The organism is Lentzea jiangxiensis (assembly GCF_900104175.1).
Lineage (GTDB): Bacteria > Actinomycetota > Actinomycetes > Mycobacteriales > Pseudonocardiaceae > Lentzea > Lentzea jiangxiensis.
In genome coordinates, this window is sequence record NZ_FNIX01000001.1 from 596731 (window position 1) to 613508 (window position 16778).

Annotated in this window: 13 protein-coding genes; 4 read left to right on the top strand and 9 right to left on the bottom strand. The window is 70.4% G+C overall.

The annotated features are described in order from the left end of the window. Positions 1–51: 51 nt before the first annotated feature. Positions 52–933 (top strand): hypothetical protein, encoded by an 882-nt coding sequence (locus BLQ91_RS03130; RefSeq protein ID WP_143022501.1) that lies wholly within the window; start codon positions 52–54, stop codon positions 931–933. 130 nt (positions 934–1063) lie between these two features. On the opposite strand, the gene BLQ91_RS41020 is transcribed toward BLQ91_RS03130, so the two are convergent. After that, entirely contained in the window at positions 1064–1273 is a 210-nt protein-coding gene (locus BLQ91_RS41020; protein WP_176959544.1) for a hypothetical protein, read from the bottom strand. A 168-nt stretch (positions 1274–1441) separates the two neighbouring features. On the opposite strand from BLQ91_RS41020, the gene BLQ91_RS03135 reads away from it, so the two are divergent. Both BLQ91_RS03135 and BLQ91_RS03140 read left to right on the top strand, forming a co-directional pair. Next, positions 1442–2326, top strand: coding sequence for a hypothetical protein (locus BLQ91_RS03135; protein ID WP_090095010.1), 885 nt, complete (start codon positions 1442–1444; stop codon positions 2324–2326). A 52-nt stretch (positions 2327–2378) separates the two neighbouring features. Next, complete coding sequence (locus BLQ91_RS03140) at positions 2379–3371, top strand: aldo/keto reductase (RefSeq protein ID WP_090095011.1); 993 nt, start codon at positions 2379–2381, stop codon at positions 3369–3371. 137 nt (positions 3372–3508) lie between these two features. Here BLQ91_RS03140 and BLQ91_RS03145 read toward each other — a convergent pair whose 3' ends face one another. The 8 genes from BLQ91_RS03145 to BLQ91_RS03180 all read right to left on the bottom strand — a co-directional run bounded on the left by BLQ91_RS03145 (position 3509) and on the right by BLQ91_RS03180 (position 14912). After that, a complete protein-coding gene (locus BLQ91_RS03145) occupies positions 3509–3688 on the bottom strand; it encodes a DUF6104 family protein (RefSeq protein WP_090095012.1) in 180 nt (59 codons plus the stop codon). A gap of 81 nt (positions 3689–3769) precedes the next feature. Beyond that, the gene (locus BLQ91_RS03150) at positions 3770–7480 is read right to left on the bottom strand and encodes a multifunctional oxoglutarate decarboxylase/oxoglutarate dehydrogenase thiamine pyrophosphate-binding subunit/dihydrolipoyllysine-residue succinyltransferase subunit (RefSeq protein WP_090095013.1); all 3711 of its coding nucleotides are present in this window, start codon (positions 7478–7480) and stop codon (positions 3770–3772) included. 328 nt (positions 7481–7808) lie between these two features. Further along, a complete protein-coding gene (locus tag BLQ91_RS03155; protein WP_090095014.1) occupies positions 7809–8642 on the bottom strand; it encodes an ATP-grasp domain-containing protein in 834 nt (277 codons plus the stop codon). Positions 8643–8677: 35 nt separating this feature from the next. Further along, on the bottom strand, positions 8678–12403 hold the full coding sequence (locus BLQ91_RS03160) for an ABC transporter ATP-binding protein (RefSeq protein WP_090095015.1): 3726 nt from the start codon (positions 12401–12403) through the stop codon (positions 8678–8680). A gap of 47 nt (positions 12404–12450) precedes the next feature. Further along, complete coding sequence (locus tag BLQ91_RS03165; RefSeq protein WP_090095949.1) at positions 12451–13323, bottom strand: hypothetical protein; 873 nt, start codon at positions 13321–13323, stop codon at positions 12451–12453. Continuing rightward, positions 13323–14279: an ABC transporter ATP-binding protein gene (locus BLQ91_RS03170; protein ID WP_090095950.1), complete on the bottom strand. Its 957-nt coding sequence runs from the start codon at positions 14277–14279 to the stop codon at positions 13323–13325. The genes BLQ91_RS03165 and BLQ91_RS03170 overlap by 1 nt, the downstream gene beginning before the upstream one ends. 22 nt (positions 14280–14301) lie before the next feature. Beyond that, positions 14302–14730, bottom strand: coding sequence for a hypothetical protein (locus BLQ91_RS03175; RefSeq protein ID WP_176959545.1), 429 nt, complete (start codon positions 14728–14730; stop codon positions 14302–14304). Then, a complete protein-coding gene (locus tag BLQ91_RS03180) occupies positions 14730–14912 on the bottom strand; it encodes a hypothetical protein (RefSeq protein ID WP_090095016.1) in 183 nt (60 codons plus the stop codon). Before BLQ91_RS03180 ends, BLQ91_RS03175 begins: the two co-directional genes overlap by 1 nt. A gap of 413 nt (positions 14913–15325) precedes the next feature. Here BLQ91_RS03180 and BLQ91_RS03185 point away from each other — a divergent pair, with 413 nt between their 5' ends. Further along, positions 15326–16774: an MFS transporter gene (locus BLQ91_RS03185; protein WP_090095017.1), complete on the top strand. Its 1449-nt coding sequence runs from the start codon at positions 15326–15328 to the stop codon at positions 16772–16774. Positions 16775–16778 lie beyond the last annotated feature (4 nt).

The window sequence follows — 16778 nt, forward strand, 5'->3', positions numbered from 1 at the left end:
ACCCGTCGTGTGGGCCTGTTGGCGGAAGGGGCGGGACCGTACGGTGACCCCGTGGTGGATTTCGCCGAGGCCCTGACGAAAGCCGTCGACACCAGCGGCCTCAGTCTCGAACGCATCCAGCACCACCTGGCCGCGCGCGGCATGCAGGTGAGCATCTCGACGCTCAGCTACTGGCGCCGCGGCCGCAGCCGGCCCGAGCGCCCCGAGTCGTTGAAGGTCGTCGCCGCCCTGGAGGAGCTGCTCGACCTCGGCGAGGGATTCCTGACCGACCGGCTGGGCGACAAGCGGCCGCGCGGGCGCTGGGTCGACCAGTCGATGTCCATCGAGGACATGTGGGACTCGCGGGCCACCGACCTCGGCGAGGTCATGGCGAGGATCGACCGGTTGCAGCCGACGGCGTCGACGTACCTCAGCGTGCAGGACCGGCAGTTCATCGGGCCGGACCGCCGTGAGGTCCGCAACCACTGCACCGGCGTCATCCAGGCGTTGGAGGACGGCGTCGACCGCTTCCTCGCGATCCAGCTGGCCGACGCCACGGACCTCGGGGTGCCGGCGATCGAGGCGGGCCCGCCGTGCCGGCTGGGAAGGGTGCGCAGCGAGGACTCGACGGGCTTCCTCGTCGCCGAGATCCTCTTCGACCGGATGCTCAGGGCGGGCGAGACGGCGCTGGTCGACTACACGGTCCGGATGAGGCCGGGGGCGGACAGCGAGGTCTGCGACCGGCGGTTCCTGCGGCCCGTCAACGACTACACGCTGCAGATCAGGTTCCACCCGGACGCCGTGCCGGCCCGCTGCTACGAGTTCGCGAGGCCTTCGCTGCACGAGCCGGAGACCGCCTTGAGCGACCTGTGGATCGGGACGACGGCGTCGACGCACATCCACGTGCGGAACTCGAAGCCCGGGATCTACGGAGTGCGGTGGGAGTGGGAGTAGCCGCTACTCCCACTCCCACCGCAAGCGCCCCAGGTCGAGACGATGCGCTCGGCCGAGCCGCATTCGGCCTGCTCATCAGGGGCGCCCAGGATGGCCGTCGCCGCTGCAGGGAGGCGGCGACGGCAAGTACCTAGACCTTCGGCAACGCGTTCAGCGCACTGCTGCAGGCGTGCCGGAGGGTGCGCGCGCCGTCCTCCAGGACCACGGCGCGGCTGCCGTCGGCCGCCTGTGCGCCCGCTCCGGGCAGCACCGCCTCCTCGGCGACCGCGGTGGGCGTCAGCACCGCCGTGGAAGCGATGCCCGATGCCGCCGCGACGGCGGCATGACGCCGAAGAGCCATGGGGTTCCTCCTGGCAGGGAATGAACTGGGGAACACCAAGAAACTAACGCGACATGTGCGCCGGATAACAGGTTCGAAACTTCAGACCTCAATACTGTCAAAACTGTGGTCGTGCCTACCCCGCGTGCGGTCTGGGCCGAATTCGATCACTGGTCGTAGCATTCGACCGTGTCGGAATTCGCGGAGGCGCTGACGCTGGCCGTCGAGGCGAGCGGGCTCAGCCTGGAGCGGATCCAGCACCACCTGGAGTCCCGCGGCGTGCAGGTGAGCCAGTCGACGCTGAGCTACTGGCGCCGGGGCCGCAGCCGTCCCGAACGCCCCGAGTCGCTGCAGGCCGTCTCCGCCCTGGAGGACGTCCTCCGGCTCTCGCCCGGCTCGCTGACGAGCCGCCTGGGGGACCGGCGGCCGCGCGGCCGGTGGGTCGAGCGCACCACCGCGCTGGAGGGCATCTGGCGGGACGAGGCGATCGACCTCGGCCGCGAGATCGCCCGCGTGCACAGGTTGCTCCCGGCCCCCGCGCGCTACCTCAGCGTGCGGGACCAGGCGGTGATCGGTCCCGACCGGCGCGAGGTGGAGATCCGCAGCAGCGCGGTGATCGAGGCGTTCGAGGACGGCGTCGACCGGATCCTGCTCGCGAAGACCGCCGACGACACCGACCTCTCACCGGGCGACGTCGTGGCCGAGAGGTCGTGCCGCGTCGGCAGGGTGCGCAGGGACCCCGACCGCAAGCTGCTCGTCGCGGAGATCATCCTCGACCGCGTGCTGCGCGCGGGCGACACCGCCCTCGTCGACCTGCGGCTGATCTCCGACCCCGGCGCGGACAGCTCCACGGCGGACCGCACGTTCCTCCGCACGCTGCGCAACTACGTGCTGGAGGTGGACTTCCACCCCGAGGCGGTTCCCGTCCGCTGCCACAGCTTCAGCCGCACCGCGCCGGACGCGCCCGCCGTCGACACGGGCGAGCTGTGGATCGGCACCACCTCCGCCGCCCACCTGCTGGTGCACGAGGCGCAGGCGGGTCACGTCCACGGCATCCGGTGGGAGTGGGAGTAGCTGGAGCAGCTCCACGTGGCACCGCGGCCTCCCGCGAGGCAGGGTGGAAGGCATGGAGTACACCCAGCTCGGTCGCAGTGGCCTGTCCGTCTCCCGCCTGTGCCTCGGCACGATGAACTTCGGTCCCGAGACGTCCGAGGCCGACAGCCACGCGATCATGGACCGCGCCCACGAACACGGCCTGAACTTCTTCGACACGGCCAACGTCTACGGCTGGAAGAAGGGTGAGGGCGTCACCGAGAACATCATCGGCAACTGGTTCGCCAAGGGCGGCACGCGCCGCGAGCGGACCGTCATCGCCACCAAGCTGTACGGCAGCATGGGTGACTGGCCGAACGAGACCAAGCTGTCGGCGCTGAACATCCGCCGCGCCGCCGACGCGTCGCTCCGGCGCCTGCAGACCGACTACATCGACCTGTACCAGATGCACCACGTCGACCGGGACACGCCGTGGGACGAGATCTGGGAGGCCTTCTCCGTCCTGCGCCAGCAGGGCAAGGTCATCTACTTCGGGTCGTCGAACTTCGCCGGCTGGCACATCGCCCAGGCCCAGGAGGCGGCGCGCACGCGCGGGTTCCTCGGCCTGGTGTCCGAGCAGTCGATCTACAACCTGATGACCCGCTGGGTCGAGCTGGAGGTCCTGCCGGCGGCCAAGCACTACGGCCTCGGCGTCATCCCGTGGTCGCCGCTGCACGGCGGTCTGCTGGGTGGTGTGCTGCGCAAGCAGCGCGAGGGAGGCACGTCCCGCAGCGCCTCCGGTCGGTCCGCGGACGCGTTGGAGAAGTACCGCGACACGATCGAGGCCTACGAGAAGCTCTGCGCGGAGATCGGCGAGGACCCGGCCAACGTCGGCCTCGCGTGGCTGCTGCACCAGGACGGCGTGACCGCGCCGATCATCGGGCCGCGCACCGGCGAGCAGCTCGACAACTCGTTGCGCGCCGCGGAGCTCAAGCTCGACGCGGACGTCCTGGCGAAGCTGGACGAGCTGTTCCCGGCGCCGGGTCCGAACGGGTCGAAGCCGGCGCCGGAGGCCTACGCCTGGTAGGCCGGACCCGCTGTGGCGAGACCGCCGGCGGGTGACCTGGCCGGCCTGTGCCTCGTGGCCCGAACAAGCCGTGCCGAAGCCACCGGCTGACTCGCACGGGAACGCCCGGACGTGGTCGTCACGTCCGGGCGCGCGGGTCAGTCCTCGAAGTCGTCGTCGTCGCGCGCCAGGAACGTGGCGAAGCGCTCGACGGGCGTCTCGAACTCCGGGTTGGCGTCGACGAACTCCCGCAGCTTGTCGGCGAGCCACGCGAAGGTGACCTCCTCCTCGCCGCGCCGCTTCTCGAGCTCCTCGATGCCGCGATCGGTGTGGTACATGGCAGGGACTCCTGTGGTGGCCTGGAAGAGACGAGCCGCCGGACCCAGGTGGATCCGGCGGCTCGTTCGTTCACGCGGGATCTACTCGAACGCGCGGGTGATGATCTCGCGCTGCTCGACCTCGTGCACCTTGCTCGACCCGGCCGACGGGGCGGCCATCGGGCGGCGCGACACGCGGCGGACGGTGCCCAGGTGCTCGGGCAGCAGCTCCGGCAGGGCCAGACCGTAGAACGGCCAGGCACCCTGGTTCGCCGGCTCCTCCTGCACCCAGCGGACGTCCTTCGCGTTCGGGTAGCGCTCCAGGGTCTCGGTCAGCTTGCGGGCCGGGACCGGGTAGAGCTGCTCGACGCGCACGATCGCCACGTCGCCGTTGCCGCGCTTCTCGCGCTCGGCGTGCAGCTCGTAGGAGATCTTGCCGCTGCACAGCAGGACCTTCGTGACCGCGTTCGGGTCCTTGATCGTCGGGTCGTCCATCACCGAGTGGAACCGGTCGCTGATGAACTCCTCCGTGCCGCTGACGGCGGCCTTGAGGCGCAGCATCGACTTCGGCGTGAACACCACGAGCGGCCGGTCTACGCCGTCGAGGGCGTGGCGGCGCAGCAGGTGGAAGTAGTTCGCCGGGGTCGACGGCACCGCGACGGTCATGGAGCCCTCGGCGCACAGCTGCAGCCAGCGCTCGATGCGGCCCGACGTGTGGTCGGGGCCCTGGCCCTCGTGGCCGTGCGGCAGCAGGATCACGACGTCGGAACGCTGACCCCACTTCGCCTCACCGGACGAGATGAACTCGTCGATGATCGGCTGCGCGCCGTTGACGAAGTCGCCGAACTGCGCCTCCCACAGGACCAGCGCCTGCGGGTTCGCGACCGAGTAGCCGTACTCGAAGCCGAGCGCGGCGAACTCCGACAGCACCGAGTCGTAGACCATGAACTTGCCCTGGTCCGGCGACAGGTTCTGCAGCGGCGTGTAGTCGCCGCCCGTCTTGCGGTCGATCAGGGTCGCGTGGCGCTGCACGAACGTGCCGCGGCGCGAGTCCTGGCCCGCGAGGCGGACGTTGCGGCCCTCCAGCGCGAGCGAGCCGAACGCCAGCAGCTCGGCGAACGCCCAGTCGATGCCGCCCTCGCGCGCCATCTTGGCGCGGCGCTCGAGCACCGGCTTGACGCGCGCGTGCGGCGTGAAGCCCTCCGGCAGGTTCACGTGGGCGTCGGCGATCTGCTCCAGCACCTCGCGGCTGATGCCCGTGGGCAGCTTCGCGGGGATCTGCTGCTCGGCCTCCACCGACGGGCTGACCGTCACCGGGTGCTTCTCGAGCTCGCGGACCTCGTTGAAGACGTGCTCCAGCTGGCTGGAGAAGTCCTGCAGCGCCTTCTCGGCCTCTTCGACCGTGATGTCGCCGCGGCCGATCAGGGACTCGGTGTAGGTCTTGCGGACCGAGCGCTTCTGGTCGATCACGTCGTACATCGCCGGCTGCGTCATCGAGGGGTCGTCGCCCTCGTTGTGGCCGCGGCGGCGGTAGCAGACCATGTCGATCACGACGTCCTTGTGGAACGCCTGGCGGTACTCGACGGCCAGCTTGGCGACCCAGTAGCAGGCCTCCGGGTCGTCGCCGTTCACGTGGAAGACCGGCGAGCCGATCATCTTCGCGACGTCGGTCGAGTACTTCGACGACCGCGAGTGCTCCGGCGCGGTGGTGAAGCCGACCTGGTTGTTCACGACGACGTGGACGGTGCCACCGGTGCGGTAGCCGCGCACGAGCGCCAGGTTCAGCGTCTCGGCGACGACGCCCTGGCCGGCGAACGCCGCGTCGCCGTGCAGGGCGACCGGCAGGACGGGGAAGAAGTCGCCGCCCTTGTCGATCAGGTCCTGCTTGGCGCGCACGATGCCTTCGAGCACCGGGTCGACGGCCTCGAGGTGCGACGGGTTGGCGGTCAGCGACACCTTGGTCTCGCCGTCGCCGAACATGCGGAAGTACTTGCCCTCGGCGCCGAGGTGGTACTTCACGTCGCCGGAGCCGTGCGCCTGACCGGGGTCGAGGTTGCCCTCGAACTCGCGGAAGATCTGCGAGATCGGCTTGCCGACGATGTTCGCGAGCACGTTCAGGCGGCCGCGGTGCGGCATGCCGATGACGACCTCGTCGAGCTCGTGCTCGGCGGCCTTGTCGAGCACCGCGTCGAGCAGCGGGATGACGGTCTCGCCGCCCTCCAGCGAGAAGCGCTTCTGGCCGACGTACTTCGTCTGCAGGAACGTCTCGAACGCCTCAGCCGCGTTCAGCTTGCTGAGGATGTACTTCTGCACGGTGGCCGGCGGCTTCTCGTGCGGAACCTCGACGCGCTCCTGGATCCAGCGGCGCTCTTCGGGCTCGAGGATGTGCATGTACTCGACGCCGACGGTGCGGCAGTACGAGTTGCGCAGCACGCCCAGGATGTCGCGCAGCTTCATCCGCTCGTTGCCGGCGAAGCCGCCGACGGGGAACTCGCGGTCGAGGTCCCACAACGTCAGGCCGTGGCTCAGCACGTCGAGGTCGGCGTGGCTGCGCTGGCGGTAGTTCAGCGGGTCCGTGTCGGCCATCAGGTGGCCGCGCGTGCGGAACGCGTCGATCAGCTCGATGACGCGGGCCGTCTTGTCGACCGCGCCCTCGGGGATGTCGGCGACCCAGCGGATCGGCTCGTACGGCAGCCGCAGCGACGCGAAGATGTCGTCGTAGAAGCCGTCCTCGCCGAGCAGCAGCTGGTGCACGCGCTTGAGGAACTCGCCCGACTCCGCGCCCTGGATGATGCGGTGGTCGTACGTGCTGGTCAGCGTGATGATCTTGCTGACGCCCATGTCGGTGAGCGCCTGCTCGCTGGTGCCCTGGAAGTGCGCGGGGTACTCCATGGCGCCGACGCCGATGATCGCGCCCTGGCCTGCCTGCAGACGCGGCACCGAGTGGTTCGTGCCGATCGTGCCGGGGTTGGTCAGCGAGATCGTGGTGCCGGAGAAGTCGCCCGCGGTGAGCGAGCCCGCGCGCGCCTTGCGGATCAGGTCCTCGTAGGCCTGCCAGAACTGCGTGAACGTCATGTTCTCGCAGCCCTTGACCGACGCGACGACCAGCGTGCGCTGCCCGTCCTTGCCCGGCAGGTCGATCGCGAGGCCGAAGTTCACGTGCTCCGGCGTGACGACGAACGGCTTGCCGTCGACCTCGGCGTAGTGCCGGTTCATGTTCGGGTACGCCTGCAGCGCCCGGACCACCGCGTAGCCGATGACGTGCGTGAAGGAGACCTTCCCGCCGCGCGTGCGCTTCAGGTGGTTGTTGATGACGATGCGGTTGTCGGCCAGCAGCTTGGCGGGCACGGCGCGCACGCTGGTCGCGGTCGGAACGGTGAGCGACAGCTCCATGTTCTTCGCGATCGCGGCGGAGGCACCGCGCAGCTGCTTCTGCTCGGGCTGCGCGCTCTGCGTGACCGGCTTGGCCTTGGCGGCCTGCTGCGGCGCGGGCTTGCCGGTGGACGGCAACGAGGTCGCCGGCTTCGGCTGCGCCTGCTTGGGCTGTGACTGCGCGGCAGGCTTCGGCGCGGCGGCGGGCGCGGGCTTGGCGGTGTCCGCCGCCGGCGGCGTCACGGTCGCGGTCGTGGTGGCCGTGGAGCCCCCCGCGCTGGCCGTGGCGGCACTGCCGTTGCCACCCGCACGCTTGTAGTCGGCAAAGAAGTCATGCCATGCCGGGTCTACGGACGACGGGTCCGCGAGGAACTGCTCGTACATCTCCTCGACGAGCCACTCGTTCGGCCCGAATTGTGACGCAGGACTGCTGCTGGACACGGCTGGCGCTCGCCTCTATCCATCTCGCTCTTGGTGGTGACTCATGCGGTAGTCAGGTTAGTCCCCCCGGCGTGGGCCTTCACACGCTGGAGGCACCTGGCAAGGAGTGCTCTGTCACAGGATCGATCAGGACGGGCCTGTCGTCACGCGCAGTTGAGCACTTCTTGAGGTGCGTCTCATCGTGTCACCTCCTTTTCGGGCAATGCGTTGACCTGGTGGACGGGTATACGCACCGAGCGCACCCATGAGTTCACGATAGGTACAAGTCGCGGTCTCCACGGATGGATCTTGTTCGGTCGTGGTGCGGTTCAGGGGACTGGTTCGAAGTTCAGGTCAGTGAACTCCTGATCGAGTTCGTCATCGCGTCGACGAAGTTCTTCCTCGCCTCGCCGGTCGTGCGGTCCAGTGACAGGTACGGGTTCAGGTCTTCCAGTTCGACCAGCAGCAGGCCGCCGTCTCGCGTGCGGCAGGCGTCGACGCGCTGGACGCCGTGGTCGAGGTCGTTCCAGTGCACGAACTCCCGCGCGAATTCCAGGTCTTCTCCCGACGGCGCGTAGTGCGTCAGCTCCCAGCGCTTCGCCGGGTCCGGGGCGTGCAGCGCGTACTGGAAGTCGTGGTCCACGAAGTAGAAGGAGACCTCGTACCGGAAATCGATCTTCGGCTGCACGAGGAGGTCTTCACCCGCTTTTCCGGCGAGAGTGCTTTCCAGGTCTTCCGCTTTGACGAACTCCAGGCCGTGGGAGTCGGCTCCGGCTTTGGGCTTCACCGCGTATTCGGGTGCTTCGGGGAGCCGGTCGAGGTCGGCGGCGCCGGTCGTGGGGATGACCGGGAAGCCCTCGGCGGTCAGGTCGACCAGGTACTGCTTGCCGGCCATGTCGCCTTTGCCGGTCAACGGGTTGTAGACGCGTTGGTTCGCGGCTTTCGCCCGCTCTTTGAAGGCTTCGTGGGCGGCCTGGTGGCCGAGCACCGGGCCGCTGTTCCTGACGACCACCGTGTCGAACGCCGCCATCAGGTCCGCCGCGTTCTCCGGGTGGGTGATCGCGAGGTCGAAGTGGTGCCGCAGCTGGGAGGTCAGGTGGATGTCCTCGTCGCAGTAGCGGCGGCCCTTGGCCGGGTACGCGAGGTCGGAGACGTAGAGGACGGTGGGGCGGGAACGGGACATGGCTCGCCTTCGGGGTTCGGCGATCGGGTGGTCGGTCAGGCGGCTTCCTGGGTGCCGTGGTGCCACAGGCGGGCATAGGTGCCGTGCGCCGCCAAGAGGTCGTCGTGGGTGCCTTGCTCGACGATCCGGCCGTGGGCCAGGACGACGATCCGGTCGGCCTTCGCGGCCGTCGCCAGGCGGTGGGCCACGACGAAGGTCGTCCGCGAGCCCGCCAGGCGGTCGCTGGCCGCCAGGACCGCCGACTCCGTGGCCGGGTCGAGGGCCGCGGTCGCCTCGTCGAGCAGGAGCACGTCCGGATCGACCAGCTCCGCTCTGGCGAGGGCGACGAGCTGGCGCTGACCTGCCGAGAGTTGGTTGCCGCGCTCGCCCACGGGCTGGTGGAAGCCGTTCGGGAGCGTGGCGACCACCGGGAGGGCGCCGACGGCTTCCACCGCCTGCTCGATCTCCCGCCGCGTCGCCGTGGGGCGGCCGTAGGCGACGTTCGCGGCTATGTCGCCGCCGAACAGGTGGGCCTCCTGGGGCACCACGCCCAGGCGTTGCCGGTAGGCGCTCAGGTCGTAGTCGCGGACGTCCACGCCGTCGACCAGCACGGAGCCGCCGGTGGCGTCGTAGAAGCGGGCCACGAGCTTCACCAGCGTGGACTTGCCCGCGCCCGTCTCGCCCACCAGGGCGACCGTTTCGCCCGGCGTGACGTGCAGGGTCACGTCGTCGAGGGCCGGCTGGTCCGCTCCCTCGTAGGTGAAGGACACGTTGCGGAGCTCCACCTCGCCCCGCAGGCGCGCCGGGACCCCGACCGGGGCGCGCGGTGGTTCGACCGTGCTCGGGGTGCGCAGGAGGTCGGCGATGCGGCGCAGGCCCACCCTGGCCTGCTGGTAGCCGTCGAAGACGCCGGAGAGCTGCTGGATCGGGCTGAAGAACAGGCCCAGGTACAGCAGGAACGCCAGCAGGACGCCGGGCGTGAGGCTCCCCGTCGCCACGCGGTGGGCGCCCACGGCCAGGACGACCGCCTGGGCCACTCCGGAGAGCATCGACACGAACGGGAAGTACGTGGCGATGTAGCGCTGGGCCCGCAGGCGGGTGCGGCGGTAGGCGTCGCTGCGCTCGGCGAAGGCCTCCGCCGAGCGGCGTTCGCGGGTGTAGGCCTGGGAGACGCGCAGACCGGAGACGTTCTCCTGGAGGTCGGCGTTCACCGCGCTGACGCGTTCCCGCGCCTCGGCGTAGGCGGTGGAGGAGAGGCGCTGGAAGACCACCGTCGCCACCACGAGGACCGGCAGCACCGACAGCGCGATGAGGGCCAGCGAGGTGTCGGTGAGGACCAGCGCCGCGGTGATGCCCACGACGGTGACCAGGCTGATGACCGCGGTGACGAGACCTGTCTGCAGGAACGTCGAGAGGGCGTCGACGTCCGTCGTCATCCTCGTCATGATGCGGCCGGCCATCTCGCGCTCGTAGTAGTCGAGGCCGAGGCGTTGCAGGTGGGCGTAGCTGCGGACGCGGAGCAGGTAGAGCAGGCGTTCGCCCAACCGCGCGGCGAGGACGGTGCTGCCCGCCGTCGTCAGCCAGCCGACGACCACCAGGCCGACGCCCAGCAGCACGGCCTGCCACAGCGCGGACTCCGCGCCGCCCACGACGCCGCCGTCGATGCCCAGGCGGACGAGGGACGGCAGGCCCATGCCGACCAGGGCGTCGAGCACGACCAGGGCCGCCACGCCGCCGAGGGCCCAGCGGACCGGGCGCAGCAGGCGGGCCAGGCGGAAGCCGGGGTCGGGCGCGCGCGGGTCCTCGCCGTGCAGGACGGGGACCTCGGTGGCCGGGGGGAGCGTGCGGACCTGGGCCAGCAGCTCCGGCGTGGGCGGGCCGCCCGCCAGGGCCGCCGTGCTCCCGCCACCGGGACCGCCTCCGCCACCACCGCGCCTGCCGGACGCGGCCGGTGCGGAACTGGAGGGCCTGGCCTCGGCGATCAGGCGTTCGTCGAGGTCCTCCTGCGACAGGTCCGGCCACAGCTCGCCGCCGGCCTTGACCGGCGCGGCGGACTCGATCGCCTCACCGGGGCCCGCGAGCAGGTCGCGGTAGAGGGGGCAGCGGGCCGTCAGCTCCTCGTGCGTGCCGATGTCGACCACCCGGCCCGCGTCCAGGACCGCGATCCGGTCCGCCAGCGACAGGGTGGAACGGCGGTGCGCCACCAGGACGGTCGTGCGGTTCGCCGTGACCGAGGCGAGCGTCGCGTGGATCGCGGCCTCCGTCGCGTTGTCCACCGCCGACGTCGCGTCGTCCAGCAGCAGCACGCGCGGGTCGGAGAGCAGGGCGCGGGCCAGGGCGACGCGCTGGCGCTGGCCACCGGACAGCGTGAGACCGCGCTCGCCGACCACGGTGTCGTAGCCGAGCGGCAGGGCCTCGATGAAGTCGTGGGCCTCGGCGGCCTTCGCGGCGCGCTCGACCTCCTCGCGCGACGCGTCCGGGCTGCCGTACGCGATGTTCGAGAACACCGTGTCGGAGAAGAGGAACGCCTCCTCGAAGACCACGCCGACCGCGTGCCGCAACGACTCCAGCCGCAACGTCCGCACGTCCGCGCCACCGACCCGCACCGATCCTGAGTGCACGTCGTAGAAGCGGGGGAGCAGCAACGACACCGTCGACTTGCCGGAGCCCGCGGTGCCGACCAGCGCGAGGGTCTCGCCGGGCGCGACCGTGATCGAGAAGTCCCGCAGGACCGGTTCGCTGCGCGCGTAGCCGAAGGTGACGCCGGAGAACGACAGGGAGAGCGGCCCCTCGGGCACCTCGTCGGGGCCGTCGGTGACGTCGGGCTGCGAGTCGATCAGCTCGTACACGCGCTCGACGCCCGCCCTGGCCAGCTGCGCGGACACCATCAGGCTCGACAGCAGGCGCGTCGGCCCCACGAGGTTCGCCACGTACGTCGTGAACGCGAGGAACGTGCCCAGGGTGACCTGGCCGTGCAGCGCGAGCCAGCCGCCCAGGCCCAGCACGCCGACCTGGCCGAGCAACGGCAGCGCCGTCACCGTCGCGAGGGGCTTCGACGACAGCCCGGCCGCCCGCATCCGTTCCGCGAACAGGGCCTTCGCGTGCTTCTCCAGCCGCGCGACCTCCCGCGCCTCCTGGCCGAAGCCCTTCACCACGCGGACGCCGGTGACGGTTTCCTCGACGTGCTGCGCCAGGTCGGCCGCCCGCTGCTGCGCGGACCAGGTGGCGGGGAACAGCGTCAGCCGGGTGCGCCCGGCCAGCCACGCCACCAGCGGCAGCACGACGATCGCGATGATCGTCAACGGCACCGAGAGGTAGAGCATCGCGGCGAGCGCGGCCAGGGCGAACACCACGGTGCCCACGGCCAGCGGCACCATCATCAGCAGCGACTGCACCAGCTGCAGGTCCGTGATCGAGCGCGACACGATCTGCCCGGTCCGCAGCTCGTCCTGCTTCGCGCCGTCGAGCCGCTGCACGGCCGAGAACACGCCGAGCCGCAGGTCGTGCTGCACGCCCAGCGCCAGCCGCCCGCCCAGGTAGCGGCGCAGGAACGCCGACCCGAACGTGAGCAGCTCCAGCCCGACCAGCGCCACCACGAGCGGCCACAGCCGGTCGGTGCGGCCCACCGCCGAGTCGTCGATCGCGGTCTTGAGCAGCAACGGCCCCGCCGCTTGGAAACCCACGCCGACGACCGCGGCGACCACCGACAGCACCACCAGGCGGGGGTGCTGCCAGCACGCTGCGGTCAGTCGGCGGATCCAGCCCTTCGTCACGGGACCCACCCTACGTTCGGGGTCCGACACAAAAGTGTGACGTCAGGAACCGCAGGTCAGGTGATGTCCTTGGACTGCGTGACGGCCCAGCCGCCCGCGAAGACGATCCCGGCCCAGCCCAGGAACACGAGGCCCGACCACCACCAGTCGAGCGCGCCGCCCGCGCCCGCGATCGCCCGCAGCACGTCCTCGATCTCCGGCGGCACCACGCCCGCCGTGGACAGGAAGAGGTCGACCGCGACCGACCCGGTGAGGCCGTTGATCGAGCCGTTCGGCAGGAAGCCGGCCACCGCCGGCACCTCCAGGTACACGAGCACGAAGTGCAGGACGTTCTCGATGACCAGGAAGTACAGCAACAGCAGCACGACGCTGCCCGCGACGTTCGTGACCAGCGCCCCGACGCCCACGCCGAACATCGTCATCAGGATCGACGACAGCACGCAGACCAGCGTGAGCATCGCCCAGCCGCCCGCGTCCGGCAGCTGCCCCGCGTCGCTGGTGACGACCACGCCGATGCCGACGAACAGCATGATCGCGAGGCCGTAGACCGCGCCCCACAGCACGTAGACCAGCATCTTCGCCAGCATCGCGTGCATGCGCGACGGCGCGGTCAGGAACGTCGTGGTGATCGTGCGGCGGTTGATCTCACCCGAGATCGCCATCGCGCCGAAGACCATCGGGAAGATCGTCGAGATGTTGATCGCCCGCGCGATGCCGAACAGCGAGACCTTCCACTGGTCCGGCGTGACGCCGAGGAAGTCCGACACCTCGTCGACGTCGCTGCTCGACGCGAAGTCCACGAAGAACTGCCCCAGCAGGCCGGTCGCGAGCCCCCAGCCGAGCGCCAGCACCACCGTCGGGATCAGCAGACCCCACCACAGGCCGGTCGTCGTCGTCTTGCGGAGCTCCGCCTGGACGAGATTTCCCATCAGGCCCACCCACCCTGCTGCTTGAAGGGAGCCGGAGCCGGCGCGTACCCGGCGTACTGGCCACTGGTGAGCTGGAAGAACAGCCGCTCGAGGTCGACCTGCTCCTCCTGGATGCCGTAGATCGACACACCGGCCTTCAGGGCGCTGTCCGCCACGCGCCGGGAGTCCACACCGGACACCGCGAGCCGGCCGTCCGGCAGCTGCTCGATCGCCTGCACGCCCTCGGCGCGCAGAGCGGTCGCGAGAGCATTGATGTCCGACGGCTGCACGAGAACGCGCTTCTGCTGCGACTGCCGCAACTGCTCCAACGGCCCGTAGAACATCGTCTGCCCGCGGGAGATGATCACGACCTGGTCGACGGTCTGCTCGACCTCGGCCAGCAGGTGGCTGGAGATGAGCACCGTGCGGCCCATGCGCGCGTACGACTGCAGGAACGTGCGCAGCCACGCGATGCCCTCGGGGTCGAGGCCGTTGGCCGGCTCGTCCAGCACGAGGACCTGCGGGTCGCCGAGCAGCGCCGTGGCCAGCGCCAGCCTCTGCTTCATGCCGAGCGAGAACCCGCCCACCTTGCGGTCGGCGGCGCTGCCCAGGCCGACCAGGCCGATGACCTGGTCGGCCTGCGCGTCCGGCACGCCGATGGCCGCCGCGTACACGCGCAGGTGGTCGCGGGCCGAGCGCGCGGGGTGGAACCCCTGCGCCTCCAGCACCGCGCCCACCACGCGGCCGGGCTGGCCGAGCTGGTGGAACGGTCGTCCGTTGATCGTCGCCGTGCCGCCCGTGGGCCTCACGAGACCCAGCAACATCCGCAGGGTCGTCGTCTTGCCCGCGCCGTTCGGGCCGAGGAAGCCCGTAACGCTGCCGGGTGACACGGTGAAGCTCAGGTTCTGCACCGCGACCACCGGACCGAACTGCTTGGTCAGGTTCTGGACCGCGATGAGGCCGCTGCCGTCATGCATGCGGCCCATCCTGCCTGAAAGGTCACTCCGGCAAGGCGTGCTTCGGCAGGGACACGACGGGCGCCCGGTGCACCGGCGGTGGTTCGGGGGTCGGGACCGGCGGTTCGGTGGTCATCCCGGTGGGGGCCTCCGCCGGAATCTCGATCACGCCTGATCGGGTGAAAGAACTGCGCAGCGGCCGGCGCCGCTCGCGGTGCGGCAGATCCTCGCCGATCAGGTGCTGGTGCGTCGTGGCCCAGACCCGGCACGGCCACCGGCGGCGGCGCGGCCAGCCGGGACACGCCCGGCAGCGGCCGTCCTCGTCGGGCTGGTGCAGCGTGAGCAGCAGCCGCCAGCCGTCCGCCAGGCGGTGGATCTCCGCGCGGACCAGCGCTTCCGCCTCTCCGTGCCCGGCGACCTCGTCCAGCAGTGCCAGGCGGTGCAGCACCGCGTCGCGCAGGACCTCGTCCATCACATCTTCGCCGTGGCCTGGTCGAGCAGGGAGCCCAGCCGCCGGGTCTGGGTGGCGGACATCACAGCGGTCTCGCCGGGTGGCGTGACCAGCAGCACCCGGTCTTTCTCCACCAGAACGGTCATCGACCTGTCGCGACCGAACGGGTCGTGGCAGTGGATCCATCCCTGTGGTTCAGCCATGGAATCTCCTATCGAGCGACACCCGACTCCGTGTTCATCGGCCGTAGGCCCTGCTCGCCGCACCGCGCACCGGGGAATTCACTCGTTTGCCAGCCGGGTGGGAGACGGGCAGTGGTCCAGCCGGGAAACTTTTGGATCGCGATTCGGTGGGGTCGCTGGGCGCGGAGCGCGGAAGCCCGCTATATTTGGCGACGGCGGCCCCGCTCCCAGTGACCCCCAGGCTGGTTGAGCGCGGCCGCCCTTTACGTTCGCGGGCTCCGGCGCACTCGGCATTCGGCCGGTTCGCCGGAGCCCGCAGTGCTGTTCGGGGTATCCCCCGGCTCATTTCTGAAATTCCTTCATTTCCAGAAAACCGACTTGCGCTCGGCCCACTCGTACGCTGTAAGTTTCTCGTACACCGTAAGGGGGACGAGATGACTTCGACGACCGGGGAGGTCGGGGTGCACCCGCACCCGCAGCGCTGGGCCGTGCTCGGCGTGCTGTGCCTGTCCGTGATGGTCGTGGTGCTGGACAACACCGTGCTCAACGTGGCGATCCCGTCGATCTCCACCGGTCTGGGCGCGAGCACCGCGGACATCCAGTGGATGATCAACGCCTACTCGCTCGCGCTGGCGGGCCTGCTGCTCACGACCGGTTCGCTGAGCGACAGGTTCGGCCGCAAGCGCGCGCTCCTGGCCGGACTCGTGCTGTTCGGCACGGGTAGCGCCGTCGCGGCCTACGCGAACTCGTCCGAGGCGTTGATCGCGGCCCGCGGCTTCATGGGGATCGGCGCCGCCGTGCTGATGCCGGGCACGCTCGCCGTGCTCATGCAGTTGTTCGACGACAGGGAACGCCCGAAGGCCATCGGCATCTGGGCCGCCGTCACGAGCCTCGGCTTCGCGGCGGGTCCGGTGATCGGCGGCGCGCTCATCAAGCACTTCTGGTGGGGTTCGGTGTTCCTGATCAACGTGCCGGTGGCGGTCCTCGCGATCGCGGCCGTCGCGGTGCTCGTGCCGGAGTCGAAGGACCCGGCCGTGCGCAGGCCGGACGTGGCCGGCTCGATCCTGTCGATCATCGGCATGGTGTCGGTCGTCTACGCCGTGATCGAGGTGCCGGAGCACGGGTTCGCGTCGGCCGAGTTCGGCGTTCCGATCGCGATCGGCCTGGTGACCATGACCGGCTTCGCGTTGTGGGAACGGCACACCACCGACCCGATGCTCGACCTCGCGTTCTTCTCCGACCGCCGCTTCACCGGCGCGGTGGCGTCGGGCGTGCTGGCGGCGTTCGGCATGGCGGGCTCGCTCTTCCTGCTGACGCAACACCTCCAGGGCGTGCTCGGCTACAGCCCGCTGGAAGCGGGCGTGCGCGTCGCACCCATGGCGATCGCGCTGCTGATCACCAGCAACACGCTGGGGCAGCTCGTGGTGAAGCTCGGCGCGGGCAGGGCGATGCTGCTCGGCATGACCATCGTCGCGAGCGGCGTGGCACTGCTGTCGGTCGGCACCACCTACCCGCCGACGCTCGCCGGCCTGGTCCTCATCGGCGTCGGAGTCGGTGTGTCGCAACCGGTCGCGGTCAACGCGCTGATGGGCTCGATCCCGCCGGAACGCGCCGGCATCGCGTCCGGGCTCTCGGGAACGCTGACGGAACTGGGGTCCTCGTTCGGCATCGCCGTGCTCGGCGCGCTGCTGTCGGCGCGGTTCGTGGCCTCGCTGCCCGACGGCGTTCCGGGACGGTCCCTGAGCGAGGCGCTGCACAGCGGTGCGGACATCGCGGTCGTGCGCGAGGCGTTCTCGAACGGCATGACCGTGAGCCTTCTGACCGGTGCCGCGGCCGTCTTCCTGGGAGGTGTTGTGGCCAGCGTGTTGCTGCGGCGTGCTTAGGATC

What these genes read in the sequence shown, in the direction of transcription:
- BLQ91_RS03175 (WP_176959545.1), bottom strand. Translation starts at nt 14,730, where the DNA reads ATGGACGAGGTCCTGCGCGACGCGGTGCTGCACCGCCTGGCACTGCTG.
- BLQ91_RS03170 (WP_090095950.1), bottom strand. Translation starts at nt 14,279, where the DNA reads ATGCATGACGGCAGCGGCCTCATCGCGGTCCAGAACCTGACCAAGCAG.
- BLQ91_RS03155 (WP_090095014.1), bottom strand. Translation starts at nt 8,642, where the DNA reads ATGTCCCGTTCCCGCCCCACCGTCCTCTACGTCTCCGACCTCGCGTAC.
- BLQ91_RS41020 (WP_176959544.1), bottom strand. Translation starts at nt 1,273, where the DNA reads ATGGCTCTTCGGCGTCATGCCGCCGTCGCGGCGGCATCGGGCATCGCT.
- BLQ91_RS03165 (WP_090095949.1), bottom strand. Translation starts at nt 13,323, where the DNA reads ATGGGAAATCTCGTCCAGGCGGAGCTCCGCAAGACGACGACGACCGGC.
- BLQ91_RS03145 (WP_090095012.1), bottom strand. Translation starts at nt 3,688, where the DNA reads ATGTACCACACCGATCGCGGCATCGAGGAGCTCGAGAAGCGGCGCGGC.
- BLQ91_RS03140 (WP_090095011.1), top strand. Translation starts at nt 2,379, where the DNA reads ATGGAGTACACCCAGCTCGGTCGCAGTGGCCTGTCCGTCTCCCGCCTG.
- BLQ91_RS03180 (WP_090095016.1), bottom strand. Translation starts at nt 14,912, where the DNA reads ATGGCTGAACCACAGGGATGGATCCACTGCCACGACCCGTTCGGTCGC.
- BLQ91_RS03185 (WP_090095017.1), top strand. Translation starts at nt 15,326, where the DNA reads ATGACTTCGACGACCGGGGAGGTCGGGGTGCACCCGCACCCGCAGCGC.